17 protein-coding genes are annotated in these 20,756 nt (G+C 65.8%); 10 read left to right on the top strand and 7 right to left on the bottom strand.

Annotated features, from left to right (window positions below; all coding sequences use genetic code 11):
- Nucleotides 1-66 precede the first annotated feature (66 nt).
- Together AC3A6B_RS21765 and AC3A6B_RS21770 are read right to left on the bottom strand one after the other, a co-directional pair.
- A complete protein-coding gene (locus tag AC3A6B_RS21765) occupies nt 67-477 on the bottom strand; it encodes a phasin family protein (protein ID WP_487838731.1) in 411 nt (136 codons plus the stop codon).
- A gap of 676 nt (nt 478-1,153) precedes the next feature.
- Nucleotides 1,154-2,404 (bottom strand): mandelate racemase/muconate lactonizing enzyme family protein, encoded by a 1,251-nt coding sequence (locus tag AC3A6B_RS21770; protein WP_487838732.1) that lies wholly within the window; start codon nt 2,402-2,404, stop codon nt 1,154-1,156.
- 95 nt (nt 2,405-2,499) lie between these two features.
- On the opposite strand from AC3A6B_RS21770, the gene pabB reads away from it, so the two are divergent.
- The 5 genes from pabB to AC3A6B_RS21795 all read left to right on the top strand — a co-directional run bounded on the left by pabB (nt 2,500) and on the right by AC3A6B_RS21795 (nt 7,697).
- Nucleotides 2,500-4,629, top strand: a complete 2,130-nt coding sequence (pabB, locus tag AC3A6B_RS21775) for an aminodeoxychorismate synthase component I (protein WP_487838733.1) — start codon at nt 2,500-2,502, stop codon at nt 4,627-4,629.
- Between the two features lie 3 nt (nt 4,630-4,632).
- Nucleotides 4,633-5,514: a DMT family transporter gene (locus AC3A6B_RS21780; RefSeq protein ID WP_487838734.1), complete on the top strand. Its 882-nt coding sequence runs from the start codon at nt 4,633-4,635 to the stop codon at nt 5,512-5,514.
- Between the two features lie 962 nt (nt 5,515-6,476).
- Entirely contained in the window at nt 6,477-6,671 is a 195-nt protein-coding gene (locus AC3A6B_RS21785; RefSeq protein WP_487838735.1) for a hypothetical protein, read from the top strand.
- Nucleotides 6,672-6,705: 34 nt separating this feature from the next.
- The gene (locus AC3A6B_RS21790) at nt 6,706-6,876 is read left to right on the top strand and encodes a hypothetical protein (RefSeq protein WP_487838736.1); all 171 of its coding nucleotides are present in this window, start codon (nt 6,706-6,708) and stop codon (nt 6,874-6,876) included.
- Between the two features lie 23 nt (nt 6,877-6,899).
- The gene (locus AC3A6B_RS21795) at nt 6,900-7,697 is read left to right on the top strand and encodes a DUF4124 domain-containing protein (RefSeq protein WP_487838737.1); all 798 of its coding nucleotides are present in this window, start codon (nt 6,900-6,902) and stop codon (nt 7,695-7,697) included.
- A 188-nt stretch (nt 7,698-7,885) separates the two neighbouring features.
- On the opposite strand, the gene AC3A6B_RS21800 is transcribed toward AC3A6B_RS21795, so the two are convergent.
- The gene (locus AC3A6B_RS21800) at nt 7,886-11,476 is read right to left on the bottom strand and encodes an indolepyruvate ferredoxin oxidoreductase family protein (protein ID WP_487838738.1); all 3,591 of its coding nucleotides are present in this window, start codon (nt 11,474-11,476) and stop codon (nt 7,886-7,888) included.
- 91 nt (nt 11,477-11,567) lie between these two features.
- Between AC3A6B_RS21800 and AC3A6B_RS21805 the strand changes: the two genes are divergently transcribed.
- The 4 genes from AC3A6B_RS21805 to AC3A6B_RS21820 all read left to right on the top strand — a co-directional run bounded on the left by AC3A6B_RS21805 (nt 11,568) and on the right by AC3A6B_RS21820 (nt 14,538).
- Nucleotides 11,568-12,071: an Lrp/AsnC family transcriptional regulator gene (locus AC3A6B_RS21805; protein ID WP_487838739.1), complete on the top strand. Its 504-nt coding sequence runs from the start codon at nt 11,568-11,570 to the stop codon at nt 12,069-12,071.
- A gap of 30 nt (nt 12,072-12,101) precedes the next feature.
- On the top strand, nt 12,102-12,236 hold the full coding sequence (locus tag AC3A6B_RS21810) for a hypothetical protein (RefSeq protein WP_487838740.1): 135 nt from the start codon (nt 12,102-12,104) through the stop codon (nt 12,234-12,236).
- A 1,022-nt stretch (nt 12,237-13,258) separates the two neighbouring features.
- A complete protein-coding gene (locus AC3A6B_RS21815) occupies nt 13,259-13,504 on the top strand; it encodes a hypothetical protein (protein ID WP_487838741.1) in 246 nt (81 codons plus the stop codon).
- 146 nt (nt 13,505-13,650) lie between these two features.
- Nucleotides 13,651-14,538 carry a DMT family transporter gene (locus AC3A6B_RS21820; RefSeq protein WP_487838742.1) on the top strand — a complete coding sequence of 296 codons (888 nt, stop codon included), beginning with the start codon at nt 13,651-13,653 and terminating at the stop codon, nt 14,536-14,538.
- 178 nt (nt 14,539-14,716) lie between these two features.
- Here the strand turns inward: AC3A6B_RS21820 and AC3A6B_RS21825 are convergent, their stop codons facing one another.
- Genes AC3A6B_RS21825 through AC3A6B_RS21840 form a run of 4 tightly spaced genes read right to left on the bottom strand, consistent with a single transcriptional unit; the run spans nt 14,717 to nt 19,231 of the window.
- Entirely contained in the window at nt 14,717-15,925 is a 1,209-nt protein-coding gene (locus tag AC3A6B_RS21825; RefSeq protein ID WP_487838743.1) for a CaiB/BaiF CoA transferase family protein, read from the bottom strand.
- Nucleotides 15,925-16,893 carry a Bug family tripartite tricarboxylate transporter substrate binding protein gene (locus AC3A6B_RS21830; RefSeq protein WP_487838744.1) on the bottom strand — a complete coding sequence of 323 codons (969 nt, stop codon included), beginning with the start codon at nt 16,891-16,893 and terminating at the stop codon, nt 15,925-15,927. Before AC3A6B_RS21830 ends, AC3A6B_RS21825 begins: the two co-directional genes overlap by 1 nt.
- Entirely contained in the window at nt 16,890-18,071 is a 1,182-nt protein-coding gene (locus tag AC3A6B_RS21835; protein ID WP_487838745.1) for an acyl-CoA dehydrogenase family protein, read from the bottom strand. The genes AC3A6B_RS21830 and AC3A6B_RS21835 overlap by 4 nt, the downstream gene beginning before the upstream one ends.
- The gene (locus AC3A6B_RS21840) at nt 18,068-19,231 is read right to left on the bottom strand and encodes an acyl-CoA dehydrogenase family protein (RefSeq protein WP_487838746.1); all 1,164 of its coding nucleotides are present in this window, start codon (nt 19,229-19,231) and stop codon (nt 18,068-18,070) included. The genes AC3A6B_RS21835 and AC3A6B_RS21840 overlap by 4 nt, the downstream gene beginning before the upstream one ends.
- Before the next feature lie 151 nt (nt 19,232-19,382).
- On the opposite strand from AC3A6B_RS21840, the gene AC3A6B_RS21845 reads away from it, so the two are divergent.
- The gene (locus AC3A6B_RS21845) at nt 19,383-20,153 is read left to right on the top strand and encodes an IclR family transcriptional regulator (protein WP_487838747.1); all 771 of its coding nucleotides are present in this window, start codon (nt 19,383-19,385) and stop codon (nt 20,151-20,153) included.
- The last annotated feature ends 603 nt before the right edge of the window (nt 20,154-20,756 follow it).

Below are 20,756 nucleotides of genomic sequence, written 5' to 3' on the forward strand. Positions count from 1 at the left end.
GACTAAGGATTGACGGGTCACGTGCACAGATGGATCTCCGCGGTCTGCATACACGAGTCTTTGTCGCTACTTGGGCTGCATCAGTTTTTTGATCTCGTCCACGTGCTCGGCGGCACGCTGCGTAATATGGGCCATCGCATCGGACTGAGAGCGGCGTGCCATCTCGGCGAGTTCTTTCATATCGGCGATCGTCTTTTCGAATGCGCTGCGAACCACTTCAGTTTGCTTTGCCGGGTCTGTGCCCCCGCTGGCAGCGCCCTTGGCAACTTCCTGCATGACTTGCATCGCCTCGGCCATCATCTCGCTTTGCTTGCGGACCATGGCCTGCATGGATTCATAAGCTGCCTTGTTGGCCTCTACCAATGCTTCCACGTCCTTGCGTCGCGCCTCGACGATGGCCGTCATGTCGACGCCCGGCATCTTTAATTGCTCGAGCATTTTCTTCATATCGCCAAACGGATTGATCTCTGTTGCCATAGCGTCTCTCCTGGTGATGGAGCCGGAACAAAACCTGCGCCGGCGCAGCATCATTGCATATGGTGGCCGCTGTGGCATCCCCCGTCCGCCCTCGGTGTGGTGCCGCTGGTGCCACCAGTCGCACGGGGTGAATCGTCTGGATCGCCGGTCGCGCCAAGTATGCGTTCTTGTCGGTGTTCGAATCCTGTGGAAAGCATCCTGAAATCGCTTTCGGAAGGCGTTCGGCCGCACTTTCCCGATCCCGAAGAACTGACTTCATCGAGGTGTCGCCGGAGTAAGGAATGCAGATGCAAGTCGTCGCCTGGTTCAACCAGCATCTTTGACAGTCAACGCAACGACACGATGCGCCGATGACTCGCAGAAGAAGACCCTTAACCTCGAGCTTCAGCTCGCGCTTCGCGGCATGAAAAGCGGAGTCGTCGATCGAGGCGGCCATCCAGCGAGTGCGCGCCGAATCGCAAATCGACCCCGATCGGGGTCGCCGAGTATCAGCTCCAACCCAGGCTGCCGGTCGAGATGCGCGGAAAGCTCCCTTCTGCGCGCCAGCTCCAGGACATTGTCCGCGCCGCCCTGCCCCGCCGCGGCTGAGTCACGCACCTGCTCCGAGACCCCGCCACGATGCCTCCTCCCCACCCTCTGTCCCCCACCGGGCTCGCCTTCGGGCGGCGCCGCCCGCTCAGGCCCTGATCTTGTCCAGGGCCTGCCAATCGAAGTCGATTCCGTGACCTGACCTGTTGGGCGCGACCGCCATGCCTTCTTCGATCCGCAACGGCTCGGCGACATACTGGTCCAGGCCGAACCCATGGGCCTCTAGAAAGATCCGATTTGGGCAAGCGGCCAGTAGATGGACGGTTACCTCGTGCGCACCATGTGATGTCACCGGCATATTGAAGGCTTCCGCCAGCCGCGCGATCTTCATGAAGGGCGTCACGCCGCCGCAATTGGTGACATCAGGTTCCGGGTGGGTCACAGCACCGGCGGCGATGTATTGCTTGAACTCCCACAGACTGCGCAGATTCTCCCCGGCTGCAACTGGCAACCCCCCTTCCCGGATGATGCGCACGTGACCCGCAGGATCGTCCGGAATCGTGGGCTCTTCGAGCCAGCCGAGATCAAAGGGCTGCAAGGCACGTGCCGCACGAATGGCCTCGTCGACGCCCCACTTCATGTTGGCGTCCACCATCAGCGCAAAACCTTCACCCAGGTGTTCGCGCATGGCGCGGACGCGCTCGACGTCTTCCGCGAGACGCGCACGGCCCACTTTCATCTTGATCGCGCGGAAGCCCTTGCCGAGATTGGCGTCAGTCTGGCGCAGCAAGTCATCGAGCGGCAGCTGCAAGTCGATGCCGCCCGCGTAGCAGGGCACGTGGGGATCATGCCCGCCGAGCAGGTTCCACAGCGGCAGGCCGACGCGCCTCGCCTTCAGGTCCCACAACGCCATGTCGCATGCGGAGAGCGCCAGCACCGTCGGCCCGCCGCGGCCGCCGTAGTGCAGCGCCCACCATGCCTTCTGCCACAGCCGCTCGATGTGATCGGCTTCTTCGCCATTCACGATGTCGGGAAACTCACGTTTGAGAATCGCATCGATGGCCGCTCCGTTTCGCCCGACGGTAAAGGTGTAGCCCACGCCTTCGGCGCCATCGGCGTCGCGCACGCGCACGGTGTTCAGTTCGAAGGCACGGATCTCCCCGTGCGTGGAGTCCGTGAGGACGATCGGCTGGGGAACGCGGTAGAAGCCGCTTTCTACAGAGGCAATGCGTGGCATGGCTGTGTGGGGCGTCGCTAGAGAAGAAGCATAGCGCCGGGCCGAGCGTCGAGCGAGCATTGTCTGGCGGTCGTCGTCCTCCCCGAGGATAGGTTTGCGCGGCAATGTCGCGAAATGGGCATCCGGCACCCAATCGGCCGGGCCACAGGTGTCGACGCCCACCTCATCTCGCATCTCCCCAACTACCAAGAACGGTAGTGGCCCCTCGTGTCGCCTCAGCTGAACATGATCTGCTCCAACGCTCGAGGGATCCGAACATGAAGACGCTCCTGATCGACAACTACGACTCCTTCACCTACAACCTCTATCAGTACCTCTGCGCCTGCAATGCCGAACCGCCCCTCGTGGTGCGCAACGACGAGATGACCTGGAACGAGGTGGAAGGCCTTGCTTTCGACAACATCGTGATCTCGCCGGGTCCCGGCCGCCCTCAGCGGGCCGAGGACGTCGGGATCTCTGCCGACGCGCTGCGCTCCTCGTCCAAGCCCGTGCTCGGCGTGTGCCTGGGCCATCAGGCTATCGCCCACCACTGCGGCGCAACGGTCGATCTCGCGATGAGACCGATGCATGGCCGCATCGATCGCATCTCCCATGCCCAACGCGATCTGTTCCGGGGGATTCCGGATCGCTTCCAGGCGGTGCGCTACCACTCCCTGGCCGTGACGCAGCTGCCGCAATCGCTCGAGCCGCTCGCCTGGACCTCGGACGGCACCCTGATGGCGCTGCGGCACGTCTCCCTTCCCTGGTGGGGCGTGCAGTTCCACCCGGAATCCATCTGCACCGAGTTCGGCGCCCGGCTCCTGCGCAATTTTCGGGAGCTCACCGAAGAGTGGCACGCGGGCCGTCCCCTGAGAAGCACCTTTGGAAGCTTCGGGGCGCCGGATCAGTCCACCAGCGAGCCGCCACAGCGCTACCTGCATGCGGAGTGCGTGGAGACGCAAGTCGAAGCACAGGCCTTGTTCGAGATTGCCTTCGCGACCGCAGAGTGCTCGTTCTGGCTCGACAGCAGCCTCGCGGCCCCAGGACAGGCACGTTTCTCGTTCATGGGCGATGCGAGAGGTCCGCTCGCCGAAGTCGTGAGCTACCGCAGCGCCACGCAGGAGCTCGTGATCCGCCGCGGAAGCCTGGTGCAGACGCGTTCGCAAAGCATCCTGGACTACCTGCGCGAACAGATTCCCAGACAGCATCCGATCGGGACGCCGGTGCCCTTCGACTTTGCGGGCGGCTTCGTCGGCTACCTTGGCTACGAGCTCAAGCGCGAGCTGGGCGGCCGACGCATGCACGACGCCAGTACGCCCGATGCGTTGTGGATCATGGCCGACAGATTTATCGCCTTCGACCATGCGCAGGCAGAGACGTGGATCGTCTGCCTGGATGGGCCGGCGCTGTGCGAGGACAACCTGCAGTGGATCGCTTCGATGCGGCACCTCGCCACGGCCCACCACGCAGCACCTGCTTCCAGCACCACGTCCACCGCGCAGGGCGCAACGCAATCCGACGCGAAAGTGCCGGACGAAGGCGCGGATCGCGCACTGGGCGACCTGCACTGGCAGATCGATCTGAAGACCTACCGTGATCTCATCCTGCGTTGTCAGGAGGAGATCCTGCAAGGAGAGACCTACGAGATCTGCCTGACGAACCAGCTCGTTGGCGAGGGCCGGATCGACGCGTTCGGGGTGTACCGCACGCTGCGTTCGCACAATCCAGCGCCCTACGCCGCCTATCTGAGGTACGGCGAGCTCGCGGTGCTCTGCGCGTCGCCGGAGCTCTTCCTGCGAATCGGCCTGGATGGCACCGTCGACTCCAAGCCGATCAAGGGCACGGCGCCCCGCGGCGCAACGCCCCAGGAGGATGCCGTCTTGGCGCAGGAACTGCTCGACGACGAGAAGACGCGCGCGGAAAATCTCATGATCGTCGACCTCCTTCGCAATGACCTGAACCGCGTCTGCGAAGTCGACACGGTGCACGTCCCGGCGCTATTCAAGGTGGAGACCTACGCGACCGTGCATCAGCTCGTCAGCACCATCCGAGGCACGCTGCGCGAGGACCTGACGGCCGTGGATTGCGTGCGGGCGGCGTTTCCGGGGGGCTCCATGACGGGTGCGCCCAAGATCCGCACCATGAAGATCCTCGACGAGCTCGAGGTCGGCGCGCGCGGCGTCTATTCCGGCAGCATCGGCTATCTCTCGCTCAGCGGCACCGCACAGCTGAACATCGTGATCCGCACGATCGTGTGCGATGGCAGCAAGATTTCCATCGGCGCAGGCGGCGCGATCGTCGCGCTCTCGGATCCGGACGCCGAGGTCGAAGAGATCGTGCTGAAAAGCCGCGCACCCCACGACGCCCTGCGCCGGTTCGGCGCGCTCGTCGACAACGCGGCGGGCTGAGCCATGGCCACCCCCCGCGCCAACCGCCGTGGCGCTCTGCTCATGGTGGCGGCCATGGCCTGCTACGTTGTCAACGATGCGCTCGTCAAGCTAACGGCAGCGCACCTGCCGCCCGGACAGGTTCTTGCCGTGCGCGGCGTCTTTGCGATTGCATTCCTGCTGGCCCTGGCGAGCGCCCTGTCGGGATTGCGCGGCGATTGGCGCGCGATCGCAAGCCCCATCGTCGGCCTGCGCTGCCTGCTGGAAGTCGGCACAGCCACGGCCTCCGTCATCGCGCTCACCCTGGCGCCGCTGGCCGTCGTCACTGCACTCATGATGACCGCACCTTTGATGATCTCGGTGAGCACCATGGCGCTCGGCTGGGAGCGATGGCACGCGAGATCCATCGCAGCCGCGCTACTGGGCCTGGCGGGCGTGGTCGCCGTGGTGCGCCCGGAGGTCGCGACAGCTTTTTCGGCGTGGGGCGCCGCGAGCGCGCTGCTGTGCGCAGCCATGCTGGCCGGGCGCGAACTCGCGACACGGCGCCTGCCGCCTCACGTTCCCTCGTGGCGGGTGGCGCTCGCTGCAGCTGCAGCGGTGTGTGCGGCAGGCGCCTGCATGTCTTTTGCGGAGGAATGGCAGCCCTTCGGCGCTCGCGAAACCGCTTTGCTCGCTGCCGCAGCAGCAGCCGCAACGCTTGGGAACCTGGCCCTGATCGCCGCTTGCCGCGCCACCGATCTCTCGGTGGTGGCGCCGTTTCGCTACAGCATCGTCGTCTGGGCGCTGATCATTGGCCAGCTGATCTGGGGCGACGCGTTGCCGCTCCTTGCGGTGTTCGGCGTTGCGCTGATCGTCGCCGGCGGAGTCTTGTCCTCAACGGGAAGCGCCCCGAATCGGCCGTCTTGAGGCCGCCCAAACGAGCGGGCCCGCGCCGAGCATGCGTGTTCCACGACGATCGCCTGAGTCAGCTCAGCAGTCGCAGGTATCTGGCAGGTATCTGCACACGCAAGAAGGTGTCGGTAGCTGTGCATGCCGGGCCGTGAAGGCCGCATGGTGAATCGCCACCTTGAAGAAGTCGCCCAAGCGCTCGTCGACTGTACTCGCGCGGCAAGATCCAAAGGGGCTTCCGCGAACTGGCTTCCAGATGCAGAACATGCCGCCTACACCGCATTGAATCGCGCCAGGCGCGATTGGCTTGAAGCTGGCTATTGAATGGCGCCGAAAGCCGTGCTGCCAGTGTGCGGTCGCGCCAGGTAATCAGCTATCCATAGCCGAGCCTTGACAGCCAAGAGGCGGCGAGCCTCGTCTTCCGATCGTGCTCCGGTGATGACGAGGCGGCAAACATGGTTGCCAGCGCGCTGGACGTCTGCGAAGTAGCAAGCGCTCTCCCCTTCTCCATCAACCCCAAGGGCCATGGTCCAGTCGGCGGGCGCTGGCGGGGCGCCCAGATCCTCGCCGGTGGGATAGAGATTCATGACGTCCCTCGCTCACGCGTTGTGTCGGATCACCGCACCGGTGTCCACTTTCCGTCGAATGTACGACAGGATCTAGCGCGACGTGGTCGTTTCACAGACAACAGGAGGGAGTCCTCGCCGGACGAACGCTTTAGCTCGCGCCTGAGAAGGGGATAGCGGCTTCCGGCCGGCCGGATGGGCTGAGGCAGAGGCGCGGCGGTGGTGGTTTGAGCGTCTTGGGCGCGTTTGGACTTTAGTATTCATCCACGCTCGAATCGCCTTTGCTTCGATCAATAAGCGAAAAGTTCACATATGACAGAAGTCGCGCGGTTGCGGCCGTCGAAAGGGGCGGACTTTCCTGGTGCGTGATCGCAAAATGCGGCTAAGTTGAAAGTATTACTGACGAGGGCTTGCATGAACACACGACGCAGCATTCGGCTCAATTGGTGGATCGAAAAACCCGCGCAGGAGCGCACGCGGGTTGAAAGCATGTGGGCCCGCCAATGGGCCAGCCCGCCGTCCGAAGGCTTCGTGTTGCAGTGCTCCGTGCTGACGGCCGCGCTGCTGGTTGCCTTCGGAATCTCGCTCGGTTTACTGGGCGGCTGGTGACGGTGGCCCCTGCCAACGGTGCAGCAGCCAACACGTGGGCCGCGCCGACCAGCCCACCACCACCGGAGAAACCGAAACCGTGACCTGGACGAATGCCTTTGGGATCGCCGCCGCGATCGTGATTTCCACACAGTCAGCGGCCTGCGTTCTCGGTGAATTCGCAGGGAGCGCCCTCCAGCCCCGCCTTGAGACCTTGTTTCACTGACCCCGCCCACAGGAGATAGACGCATGGCCTCGACCCCTGACCTCTTTGGCGACGACACAGCTCTATGGAAGGACTCTGTGCCCGAGCAGACGCACGGACAGGAACTTCATACTTCTGCCTTGGCGCTGGTGCGCTTGAGCCGCCAGGCCGGCATGAAGGAGCTCGTGAGCAGCGCTCTGCGCCTGTCGGCTCTTACGCTGGTCCTGATGGGAAGCCATGGCCTGGTGCTGGCCCAGCAGCAGCCGTCCAGCTCGGGGCTTTACACCTGCAAGGACGCGCAGGGTCGCACACTGACTTCCGATCGACCCATTCCCGAATGCCTTGATCGCGAACAACGTGAACTGCGCAGCACAGGCGGCACCTTGCGCCGGATTGAACCGACCTACACCGCCTTGGAGCTCGCGGACCGCGAGGAGCGGGAGCGCAAATCCCAAATGAGCATGGCGCGGCGCACGGAAGAGCAACGTCGCGAGCGGGCGCTTCTCGTGCGCTACCCCAATCCGGCCGCGCATGAGCGCGAGAGCGCCGAGGCTCTTGCATCGCTCGATGCCATCCTGAGGGTCGCCCGGCAGCATCTGCGCGATCTGGCGAACGACCGCGACAAGATCGAAAACGAGCTGGAGTTCTATAAAGGAAACCCTTCCCGTGCGCCGGAGGCCTTGCGCCTGCGGATCGAAGACAACCGGCGCCGCGTTGAGGCGCAAGGCCGCTTCATCGCTGCACACGAGAGCGAGAAAGAACGCCTGCGCGAGCGCTTCACGGAAGAGCGCTCGCGCCTGACGCCGCTTTGGAGTCCTGCTGCAGCGCGCTCGCAAACCTAGCGACTCGCGTCGCTAGGTCTGGCGCCTTACCGGAGACGTCGGCTCGACAAACTGCTGCACTTTTGCTCGTTCGCCATCGAAATGGGGGTGGTTGGTGAACGCCGTACATCTTGCGTCCCAAGATGAGGTACGCCAACGCCTTTGCATTGATGGAGTGCGCCAGCTGGCTCTCCTCTCAGGCTTTCCTCTCAACTCGCAACGATAGCGATCCCCCGCAACTGACCTGCCTGCACCCCCGCCGCCGGCCTCGGATAGCGTCCCGGCGCGAAGCGGTGCATAAGCTCGGCCTCGCGGGCGCGCGCCAACGCCAGGTTGGCCAGCTTCACATGGCCGTAACCGCGGATCGTCATGGGAGCGGCCGCGATCTGCGCCGCGAGCTTCTGGTTGGAGGGCGACAGCTCTGCCAGTAGCTCGTCCAGCCGCGCATTGAACTGGTCGATCAGCGCGCGCTCGAGCCGGCGTTCGGCCGTGTAGCCAAACAGATCGAAGGCCGTTCCGCGCAAACGCTTGCCATGGGCCAGCCACCTCATGGCGGGCAGCATCCAGCCGCCGAGGCGGATCTTCGCTGGCGGCTGTCCGTTCCTCGGCCGCGACAGGAACGGCGGGGCCATGTGGAATTCCAGCTTGACGTCGCCTTCGAACTGCTCGGCCAGCCTCGCCCGGAAGCTGCCATCGCTGTAGAGGCGCGCGACTTCGTACTCGTCCTTGTAGCTCATGAGCTTGAGCAGGCTGCGAGCAGCGTTGCGCGTGACCGGCAAGGTCGTATCGCCCCCGGCGAGCGCCGCCTCGCGCTGCTGTACGCTGCGCACGCGCGCCTCGAAACGCCGCGCCCAAGCCGGGTTCTGGTAGCCGGTCAAGTGGGCGCGGCCCCGGGCAATCAATGCCTCCAGCGACTCGTCCTGCGGACCCTGCGCGGTGGCGCCGCGCAGCCCCTCGATGGCATGCGGGGCGTCCGCAGCCAGCCGGCCGAGCGAGAAGGCCATCTGGTTCGATTCAACCGCCACACCGTTGAGCTCGATCGCGCGCGTGAGCGCCTCCAGGTTCAGCGGAATCAGCCCCCTCTGCCAGGCATAGCCGGCCGCGAGGATGTTCGCCGCCAGGGTGTCGCCGAGGAACTCTTCCGCGAGCGCCTGCGCATCGAAGGTCTCGACCTGTTCGCTGCCGGCCACGAAGCGCATCTTCTCGAGCAGCAGCTCGACCTTCAGGTCGGCATCCGGATTGCGCAGCGATTCGGCCACCGGAATCTCGTGCGTGTTCGCGAGGATGCACGTGCGGCCATGGCGTACGGTCTGTAGCGCTTCTGCAGAAGCGCCGACCACGATGTCGCAAGCCAGGATCGCGTCGGCCTGCTGGGTGTCTATGCGCACCTGGTTCAATCGCTCGGGCACGTCGGCGAGACGCACGAAGCTCAGCACCGCACCGCCCTTCTGGGCGAAGCCCATGAAGTCCAGCACGCTGGCCGACTTGCCTTCGAGGTGCGCGGCCATGGCGACTACCGCGCCCACGGTTACCACGCCGGTGCCGCCGACGCCGGTGACGAGCAGGTCGTAGGGCGCATCCCAGGTGCGCTGCGCAGGCCGCGGCAACGCGGCGACATGTCGCAGGAAGGCATCGCGGCCCGCGGCCAGCGCCCCGCTCTTCTTGCGCAGCGCGCCGCCCGTCACGCCGACAAAGCTGGGGCAGAAGCCCTTGGCGCACGAATAGTCCTTGTTGCAGCTGGTCTGGTCGATCCTGCGCTTGCGGCCGAGCTCGGTCTCGTGCGGCAGCACCGCCACGCAGTTGCTCTGCACGGTGCAGTCGCCGCAGCCCTCGCAGACAGCCTCGTTGATGAACAGGCGCGTGGGCGCATCGGCCATCTCGCCCTTCTTGCGCCGACGGCGCTTCTCCGCCGCGCAGGTCTGTTCGTAGATCAGCACGGTCACCCCGGGCACCTCGCGCAGGCGCCTCTGCACCGCGTCGAGCTCGCTGCGGTCGTGGAACTCGGTGCCGGCCGGGAACTTGCCCTTGATCTGTGCGTACTTGCCGATCGCATCGCTGACGACCACCACCTGCTTCACGCCTTCGGATTCCACCTGTCGCGCGATGGCGTCGACGCTGATGACGCCGTCCACCGGCTGGCCGCCTGTCATGGCGACCGCGTCGTTGAAGAGGATCTTGTAGGTGAGGGTCGCATTGGCCGCGACGGCCTGCCGGATCGCGAGGTAGCCCGAGTGGTAGTAGGTGCCGTCGCCGAGGTTCTGGAACACGTGCGGCGTGCGCGTGAACATCGAGTGAGAAACCCAGTCGACGCCTTCTCCGCCCATCTGGATCAGGCCCGCCGTGCTGCGCTCCATCCAGTTGGCCATGAAGTGGCAGCCGATGCCCGCGCGTGCGGTCGAGCCCTCGGGCACCTTGGTGCTGGTGTTGTGCGGGCAGCCGGCGCAGAAGTAGGGCAGGCGCTTGACGCTGTCGCCATCGTTGCTCAGCAGCTCGGGGGGCGTGAAGTCGCGCACGTGCTGGAAGTGGTCCCCGAGCTCGGCGTTGTCCGGGAAATGCACAGAGAGCCAATGCGCGACCAATTCGATCAGCCGCGAAGGCCGAAGCTCGCCGAGCGCCGACACCAGTGGCCGGCCGTCGCGGTCGTGCTTGCCCACCAGGGTTGGACGTGCATCGGCCGGTGCGTTGTAGAAGAGGTCGCGCAGCTGGCTCTCGACGATCGCGCCCTTCTCCTCGACGATCAGGATCTCGTCCAGACCTCGTGCGAAGGCCCGGATGCGCGTGGGCTCGATCGGGAAGCTCAGGCCCACCTTGTAGAGGCGCACGCCCACGCGAGCCAGGCTCTGCGGTGTCACCTCGAGACGGCGCAGCACCTCCATCAGGTCGTAGTGCGCCTTGCCGCAGGTCACGATGCCGACCTTCGCATGCGCGCTCTCGATCACGTGCCGGTCGATGCTGTTGACGCGCGCGAAGGCGGCGACCGCCTGCAGCTTGTCGGCCAGGCGCGACTCGATGCGCAGTGACGGCAGGTCGGGCCAGCGATAGTGCAGGCCGTCGGGCGGCGCGACGTGACCGGTGGCGGCGCGCACCGTGTCGGCACCGGCCCAGTCGGCAACGCGGGACTCGACCAGGTCGAGGTCCACCGTGCCCGCGCTTTCGACCACTTCGGACAGGGCCGCCATGCCGACCCAGGCGCCGCAGAAGCGCGACAGCTCGTAGCCGTACAGCCCGAACTCCAGGTACTCGGCCACGCTGGCCGGCTGCAGCACCGGCATGCTCCATGCGACGAAGGCATGGTCGCTCTGGTGCGGCATGGACGACGAGACGCAGCCATGGTCGTCGCCGGCGACCACCAGCACGCCGCCGTGCGGCGACGAGCCATAGGCATTGCCATGCTTGAGCGCATCGCCTGCGCGGTCCACGCCCGGGCCCTTGCCGTACCACATCGCGAAGACGCCCTCGACGGTACGCTCGAGGTCCGACTCCACGCGCTGCGTCCCGAGCACCTGCGTGGCCGCCAATTCCTCGTTGATCGCGGGTACGAAGCGGATGCCCGCATCCTTGAAGCCACAACCGGCTTTCCAGATCGCCTGGTCGACCATGCCCAGCGGCGAGCCGCGGTAGCCGCTCACGAAGCCCTGAGTGTCGAGCCCGCGAGCCGCATCGCGCTGGCGCTGCATCAGGAGCACGCGCACCAGGGCCTGCGTGCCGGTCAGGAAGACGACGCCCGAGCGCGCCCAGAGACTGTCTGAAAGCTGGTAGTCCGGGCGCCGCAGCGCAGGGGGAGTCGTGATCAAGTGCATGGGAGGATTGTTCTTCGCCCGTTGGAGGAATATCCTCTGCAATGCACCCGGACCGACCCTGATTCCGAGAATGCTGTTCTCATTATCGCCAATGAACGACGATTTCATTCCTCTCGACCACCACTCCCTGCAGATCCTCCTCGAACTGCAGCGCGACGCTCGCCAGACGGTGCAGCAGATCGCCGAGAAGGTCGGGCTGTCATCCACGCCCTGCTGGCGCCGCATCAAGGAGATGGAGGCCGCCGGCGTGATCCGCGGCTACACAGTCGTCGTCGATCGCGAGAAGGTCGGCCTCAATCTCGCGGCGGTGACCGAGGTCAACCTGGACCGGCACAGCGAATCGAAGGTGCGCGATTTCGAGAAGGCGGTGGAGGCGAGCCCGCAGATCGTGCGCTGCGTCTCGGCGACTGGCCCGGCCGACTACATCCTCACCGTGCTGGTGCCCGACATCAAGCACTACGAGAAATTCCTGCACACCACCTTGTTCGAGCAGGCCGGCGTCACGCACGTGCGCTCGGCCATCGTGCTGAGGGAGGTGAAGTCCGAAGGCAGCCTGCCGGTCGACTTCGGGCCGACCAAGCGGGCGCGCGCCTGAGCGCGAACAGGCGTTGCCATTCATCCCTTCGTGGTCGGCGAGATCGCGTGTGGAAGCCTGGCCGACCGGCCGACAATCCTGGAACTGCTTCAGGATCTGACCAACCCGGTGCGGATGGCCGCGATTGTTCGACTCAGCGCGCGTGCCTTCTTGCATGCGCGTTGATCCGCGGCAAAGCCGCTTCCACGTCTCCTCCACGGCTTCGAGCCGGCCCGGGTGGTACAATTCATCCTTGCTCAAGTTGCTGAGCAAATGCCTGCGCAGGCAAGCCGGATCTCACAACGGCACGTCGAACAAGAGCTGCCACGACGAGAAAAACACAAGGTGGCTCCTGCAAGTGAACATGCCGTAACGTGGACCGCGTAAGTGTCCACGGCCAAACAATCGAAAGCCGCCCATTGAGGCGGCTTTTTCATGTCTGACTGATCGCGATAGTCCGCGATAGTCGCTGGCATCGAGGAACGAGGCCGTTGCGTTGGCCCCTCTCCTCGTCGCAGTTTTTGATGATGCAGTGCGTGTTGCGCCCCTCGTAGGCCGCGCGCGCGGACGACCTCAAGCACGAGCTCCTTGAGTTCCTGGTCTGGATAGTCATAGTCGAAACGCTCAGCCGCCGGGCCCGCGCCTTTCACGTTGTATGGGTCCTCATTTCGGCCATGCAGACGCACCAGCGCGTAGTCGGGGTTCGTGCTCTGCGCCAGCAGCGGCGCGCTGTTCGCGAAGCCCTGCGGGCCATCGACGACCGCGTGACGTGGTCGTGGCTCTCTCGATCGCACACCAGCCAGGACGGGAACTGGAAGTGCACTCCGAGCTTGCCGGCGTCGTTCAGCGCTGCCAGCGCGCCGGTGAACGATCCGCGTCTTGTCAGTCCAGGACGCCCTGCCAACCAGGAGGTACATCGAGGAGGTACATCGCGACATGCCCGGGTTCAGAATCGTCCGTGGCCTGAGCACTCGGGCCCTCGGCGCCCGTGAAAACCCTCACGTCCAACTTAACCCATAAGTACTACTAGTAGCTACAATTAGCTACATGGACGAAGACTCAGATACAAACTTCGGTTGGTGGACGGACAAGCCGGAGCGGCCGCGCCGCCCCGCCCTCTATCGCACGCGGCGAAGTCTGGATCGACCTCGAGGTGCGTCCGTCTGGACGCATGTCGCCTTGGTCGTCGCGCTCATGGCCGCATTCTCATGGTCCTTGAAGGTCCTGGCTGGCTGGTGACCATGCCGCATTACGCCGTTTTGCGTCAGGTGGTGCAAGGTCCGCTTCCTCTGACTTTCAGAGCCGCAGAGGACATCGAGTCCATCGAGGTTCTCAAGGATGCCGAATGGATCAAGGCCTCTATCGCGCTTTGCCCTGGAGCGGGCCAGGAGGCGATCGTGACGGAGATCACGCCTTTGGGCCAGTGGGCGTTCCGGCATTGGCTGGAGGAATAGGCAGCTCCCGACGCCCGGGTACAGCGGCGCCCAGCGGCCGGAGCGGTGGCGAAATCCACATTTCGCCGGGCCGCGGACCCTTCTTTGCGGTAGTACTTTCGCGGTAGGTGGTCAGCGCCCGCATACCGTGGCACTCTCGGCGCTTCATGCAGAACAAGAAGCGCGGCACCCTCGAGATGGCCGCCGCCATGGTGATTTCCGGAACCATCGGATGGTTCGTCGTGGAATCGGGCCAGCCCATCATCGACCTGCTGTTCTGGCGCTGCGCCTTCGGCGCGGCGACGCTCCTGATTGTTTGCGCGGCCAAGGGCATGCTGCGCGGCCCGCTCTCGCTTCGCCTCTTCTGCTGGGCGGCGCTGGGAGGTGCGGCCATCGTGCTCAACTGGCTGCTCATCTTCGCCTCGTTCTCGCGCGCGTCCATCTCCATCTCGACAGCCGTCTACAACACGCAGCCCTTCATGCTGCTCGCTCTGGGCGCGCTCTTCTTCTCCGAGAAGCTGACCGCGACCAAGCTGATGTGGCTGGGCCTGGCGTTCATCGGCGTCGTCCTCATTGCCCTGGCGAAGTCCGACGCCGACTACATCGGCGCCGACTATGTCGCCGGCATCCTGATGGCGCTCGGCGCGGCCTTCTTCTACGCGCTGGCCGCCATCATCGCCAAGAAGCTCAGCGATACGCCGCCGCACATGATTGCCCTGGCCCAGGTGTGTGTCGGCGTCGTCATGCTCGCGCCCTTTGCCAACCTGTCGACGCTCCCCACGGACGCCCGGACATGGGGAAGCTTCGTTGTCATGGGCGTTGTCTACACCGGGCTGGTGTTCGTGCTGCTCTATGGCGCGATACAGAAGCTGCCGACGCACATGGCAGGCGCGCTGTCGTTCCTGTACCCCATCGTTGCCATCGTGGTTGACTTCGTGGCCTTCGACCATCGGCTGCATCCGCTGCAGCTCGTTGGCGTAGTCGCCATCCTGCTGTCGGCCGCGGCGATGAACCTGGGCGGTTCATCCAAGGATGCGAAAACCCCGGCAGTCTAGGTTGAGAAATATTGATCTCGCGCTCGCACCCTTGCCCAACGGCCGAACTTCGCCCGCCGCCTCGTCCCCCTTCCTTCAACGCGGCAAGAAAAATGGCATTGCGAAGACGCTTTCAGCGCGCTTACCAGCCATAGTCAGATGCTGGCTGGCCCATGGAGTACCTATGGCAACCCAACCGCTAGATCACTCGTCGCGAGCGCAGGCGCTCCAGTTCCTCTGGCCCGACGCCGACGGCGCCGAACACCGCCTCGTTGTCCTGCCCGGTGCGCGGCCCGACTGCCGGCACGCTCGACGCGCGGCCGACGAAGCGGGGAACCACCGCGGGTGCGGGGATCGAGCCGAGTTCGGGGTCCTGAAGCTCAATGAGCGCGCCTCGAGCGCGCAAATGCGGGTCTTCCATCACGTCCACAATGGAATACACCTTGCTGAACGGCACGTCGTGGCGCTCAAGCCGGACAGACAGCGCCTGCAGCGGCAGGCTCATGCACCACGCCGCAACGATGTCGTCGATCTCCACGTGGTGCCGCGTGCGATCCACGTTGGTGCTGAAACGCGGATCGGTTGCCAGCGCCGGCTGCTCCATTGCCGAGCAGAGGCGCACGAAGATCGGATCGGACGAGCCGACCAGCGTCACCCACGCGCCGTCGGCGGTTCGGTACACATTTGAAGGGGCGGTGTACCCGGCGCGGGAGCCGGTGCGATCGCGCGCCGCCCCGGAAAATCTGTACTCCGCCGCCAGCGGATCGAGCAGGCGCAGCAAGGCTTCCGTCGCCGAAAGGTCGATCTCCGCGCCGCGCTGTTCCTCGCGCGGCATGGCATTGCGCTCGGCCAGCGCCGTGGCGATGGCAAACGCGCCGAACAGGCCGGCAATCGCATCCCCTAGCGGATAGTTCATGTGCTGCGGCGGTCCGGCGACCTCGCCGCTCAGGTGCGTGAATCCGCTCATGGCCTCGAAGATGCGCGCGAAGCCCGGCTTGCGCGCGTAGGGCCCCGTCTGACCGAAGCCGGTGAGCCGCAGGACGATCAGGCGCGGATTGCGCGCGTGCAGCGTCGCCAGGTCAAGGCCCCAGCCGTCCAGGGTACCGGTGCGGAAGTTCTCCACCAGCACGTCGAAGCCCTCGACCAGACGCAAGAACAGATCGCGTCCCTCGCCTTGTCGCACATCGAGCGAGATGCCCCGCTTGCCGCGGTTGGCCGTCTTCCAGAACAGCGCGTGACCTTCGTGCACGGGCGCCAGGCCTCGCAGGGCGTCGTTGCCCTGCGGCAGTTCGAGCTTGACGACCTCGGCGCCCATGTCGCCGCAAAGCGTGGCCGAGAAAGGCGCCGCCAGTACGGTCGCCATGTCCAGGATGCGGACCCCCCGCAGCGGATAGCCGGTCTGCTGCATCAGTTCGTCTTCAGTTCGAGCGTCTTGAGCACCGGGTCCCATGCCCCCCGATCGGCCTTCAGGCGTTCCTCGAAGGCGGCCGCGCTCGGGTTGAGCGTGGTCGCGCCGAGCTTCGCCAGCTTCTCCTTCATGGCAGGCGTGGCTAGGACCTTGACCAGCGCCTGGTTGAGGGTGTCGATCACGTTCTTCGGCGTGCCCTTGGGTGCGACGAGCCCCAACCACAGACCCGCATCCAGCGCCGGCAGTCCCAGCTCAGCGAACGTTGGCACGTCGGGCACCGAGGCCGAACGCGTCTTGCCGGTCTGCGCCAGGATGCGGATCTGCCCGCTCTGCATGTACGGGAGGGTGCCGCCGAGGTTGTTGCACATCACCGGGATGTGGCCGGCCATCAGGTCGTTGACCGCGGGCGCGTTGCCCTTGTACGGCACGTGCTGCAGCTTGATCTTGGTCTGGTGGTTCACCATTTCGCACACCAGGTGCGAGGGCGTGGCAACGCCGGCGGAGCCGAACGACAGGGATCCGGGCTTGGCCTTGTCCGCGGCTACCAGGTCGGAAAGCTTCTGGTACGGCGTCTTGGCGTTGACCGCGATCACGTTGGGCAGGTCAGCGACGAGGCCGATGCGGACGAAGTCGTCGACCGGGTTCCACTTGAGATCCTTGTGCACGTAGGGCAGGAACACGTTGGTGAGCCCGGCCATCAGGATGGTGTAGCCGTCCGGCTGCGCCTTGGCCACGAACTCCGAGCCGATCAGGCTGCCGGCACCGGCCTTGTTCTCCACCACGATCTGCTGGCCGAGTGCCGTCCCCAGGTCGACCGCGAGCGTGCGGGCCACCAGGTCCGTGCTGCCGGCCGCGGGGAACGGGACGATGAGCTTGATCGGTTGCTCCGGATAGGCGCCCAGCGCGGCGCCGGCACCGAGCGTGGCGGCCAGCGCGACGATGGCGCTGCGGATGCGGTTGGGTTTCATCGAATGTCTCCTCGGGTGGATGAGAGAAATCGGCGCCCGAGCGTGGCCCTGTGCAGCTCGGAGGCGCCGTCGTAGATGCGGAAGGGACGCAGCTCTCGCAAGATGAGCGCGACGGGCGCGTCCTCGGACATGCCCAGCGCCCCCATCAGCTGCGCGGACCGGTCCGCCACGCGATGGAGCGCCTCGGACACGAACACCTTCGCCATCGCCGATTCGGTCTTGACCGGCACGCCGGCGTCCATGCGCGCGGCGCAATCGAGAGTCATCAGCCGGCTGGCGTGCAGGTCCATGTGGCAATCGGCCACCATGGCCTGCACCTGCTGCAGATCAGCCAGGCGCTCGCCGAATGAGCGCCGCTCGTTGACGTAGTCCTGCGCGAGTTCGAGGGCGCGGCGCGCCCGTCCCAGAAGACGCATGCAGTGCGACAGCCGCGCAGGCTCCAGCCGTTGCTGCGCATAGGCCAAGCCCTGGCCCACTTCGCCAAGCACGGCGTCATCGGCCACGAAGCAGTCCGTCATCTCGATCTCGCCATGGCCGCCGATCGCATAGGGATCGAAGGCCGGGATGGCGCGCAGGAGGCGAAACCCCGGGTTCGACGTCTCGACGATGAACTGCGTGGGGCCCAAGTCGGCCTTCGCGAGCACGATGGCGAATCGCGCGCCGACCGCGCCGGTGATGAACCACTTGCGGCCGTTGATCACCCATCCGCCCGGGCGGCGTTCGGCGCGCGTGGCCAGCATCGACGGATCGGACCCTGCGCCGGGCGCCGGCTCCGTCATGGCGAAGCAGGAACGGATCTCCCCGGCGGCGAGCGGGCCGAGGTAGGCGCGCCGTTGCTCCGGGGTGCCCTGGCGCAGCAGGCTGATCATGTTCGGCTGGTCGGGGGCGGCGCAGTTGAGCGCGCCGGGTCCCAGGTAGCTGCGGCCGGCCTCCTCCAGCACCACGGTGCGCTCGACCCAGCTGAGGCCCAGCCCGCCGTGCTCGCGCGGCAACTGGGGAAGATAGAGGCCCAGCTCGCGGGCGATGGGCCGCAGCTGCGCCAGGGCGGTGTCCAGGGCCTGCGGGTTGTGCACATGGGCCCGCGTCTCAAGAGGGATGGCGTGCTGCGCCACGAAGGCCCGTACGCGCTGGCGCAACTCGGCCAACACAGCGTCGCGTTCCACGTCCAGGAGGTTCATCGCAGGCCCGCCTCGTGCTCGCGCAGCGTCAGCTTGGCGATGTTCAACTGGTGGATCTGGCTCGTACCCTCGTACAACCGGAACAGGCGCACGTCGCGGTAGTAGCGCTCGATGGGACTGAAGTCCGCGATGTAGCCGGCGCCGCCGAACATCTGCACGCAACGGTCGGCCACGCGGCCGCACATCTCTGAGGCGAAGTACTTGCACATCGAGGCGGTCAGCGCCACGTCCTCGCCGCGGTCGCGCGCTCGCGCCGCCTCCAGGATCATCGATCGCGCGGCAAAGATCTCCGTGCGGCAGTCCGCGATCAAGGCCTGCACCAGCTGGAAGCTGGCGACGGATCGGCCGAACTGCTCGCGCTTGGAGGTGTGGGCCACCGCGAGGTCCAGCATGCGGATGGCCGGTCCCGTGCACAGCGCGGCCAGGTGCAGCCGCTGCTTGTTCAGCACCTTCATCACGGTCCGGAAGCCAACGCCTTCCTTCTCGCCGATGACGTGGTTCGCCGGCACGCGGCAATCCTCGAAGACCACGTCGGACACCGGCGAGCCGGCCTGGCCCATCTTGCGGTACGGCTCGCCGGTGCGCAGGCCTGGGCCGCGCTCCACCAGGAAGGCGCTCAGCCCTGCGTTTGCGCGCGTGCCCTCCTCGGTTCGCGCAATGACGGTGAACACGTCGGCCACAGGCGCGTTGGTGATGAAGCGCTTGGTGCCGTTCAGGACGTAGTGGTCACCATCCCTGCGTGCTGTGGTCTGGATGTTGGTGGCCTCCGAACCCGCGTCCGGCTCCGTCAGGGCCAGGCAGCCTGTGAGCTCGCCACGCGCCATGCGCGGCAGCCAGCGGGCCTTCTGCGCCTCGGTGCCGTCGGCCACCAGTGCCTCGGATCCGATGCCGGTGTTGGTGCCCACGCGCGCGCGCAGCGCCACAGAGGATTGCGAGAGCTCCATGGCGCACAGGACCAGCTCTTCGGCCGTCAGGCCCAGCCCGCCGTACGCCTCGGGAATGCTCCAGCCGAAGAAGCCCTTGCGACGCAGCTCGTCGACGAAAGCGGCGGGGATCTCATCGGTGCGGTCCACCTGGTCTTCAAGGGGGTGCCAACGCCCGCGCACGAAGCTTCGGGTGTCGGCGAGCAAGGCGTCGAGACGGGCAGGATCACGAATCATGCGGCGCACTGTAGGTCGAGAGTCGCCAATACCGAACACGCGTTTCAAATATTGAAACAACGATTCGCTTTTCCCGCGAATGGCCGAGAATTGCTCGATGCGACAAGCCCGCCCCGTACACCAGCTCAAGGACCAGCAGGATCTGCGACGCGTGCGCGAGGACGATCCAAACTTCTCCGGCACTCTGGCCAAGGGACTGATGATCCTGCAGAGCTTTGTCAGGGATCCGCGGGCGCACGCCAACAGCGAATTCGCCGAACGCCTCGGCCTGCCGCGGCCGACGGTAAGCCGCCTCTGCCGAAGCCTGCAGGCGCTGGGATTTCTCGACCACGATGACCGCCTGGATCGCTACTTCATCGGCCCGGCAGCCGTGACATTGGGCTATCCGTATGTGATCAACACACCGCTGCTCGCAGAACTGCGCCCCGCGCTGCAATCGACGGCCGACCGCTTCGAAGGCGCGGTGTCCGTAGGCGTGGCCATGGACCTGGACGTGGTGTACGTCGAGACGTGCGCGCATGAGCACGGCACGCTCAAGCGGCCCGGCGTCGGAGCCGTGCGCGGCATCGCGGAGACGGCGATGGGCCGCGCCTGGCTCGCCCAGCTCACGGCGGCGGAGCGCAACCGCTTCCTGGTGCGCGCGAGGCAGGAGCGCGCCGACGAATACACGCGCAGCACCCAAGGCCTGAAGGACAGCCTGGCGAACTACGGCAAGCGCGGATTTGCCATCAACATGGGCGACGCCGGGCTCGGCGTGCTGGCGGTGGGCGTCGCGTCGAACATCCGCTACGGGTCGAGGCGGCTGCTGTTCAACTGCGCGGTGCCGGGCTATCGCGCGAAGCCGGCGGACTTGCTGAAGACGATCGGTCCGGCGCTCGTGCAATTGGTGAACATGGCGGATCGGCAGGTGGGCTTGAGGTAGCAGCCACAAGGCCGCACGCGCACGCGGCTGAACAGGTTTGCCTTGCAATCATGGCAGTGCGAGGTGATCGTGCTCTTCGGCGATCGGGTGAATCCGTCGGACGTCGTCGACGATGGCAGTTCACAGCCGCTACAGGCGCACGAGGATCTTGTCATCGAACTGCTGGATGAGACGGGCGCCGGAGCCTCCCCCGTCCATCTGACGAGGCCTGCCAGGCGCGCCAGGAACGTGGTCGAGGAACACCCATCACCGCGTTCGAACCCCGCCGGAACAATCCACGCTGCGGCCGGCCGCCCCGCCCGACTCCCATTGCCGCGCTGAGCCGGAAGTCGAAGTGAAAGGTAGGAGAAAGCGGCGCGTCGCCCGGCGCTTCTGCACCACGAACTGGCGGACATGCGACCTTCCTCGCGGCCTTCCTCGCCGCCTTCCTCGCCGCCTTTGACCGCCTCGGGAGCGATCGCGAAGTTGTGCTTGGCCTTGTGCTTGGCCTTGTAGTGGGTGAGCGCGTCGCTCTTGGCCATGCGACAACGTAGCGCACCGACCGCGCCGCCGCAGTCCGCCGAAGACGACGAGCAGCAACGGAGGGCGCCTACAAAGCGGCCT

The organism is Variovorax sp. Soil_C_33 (genome assembly GCF_057656935.1).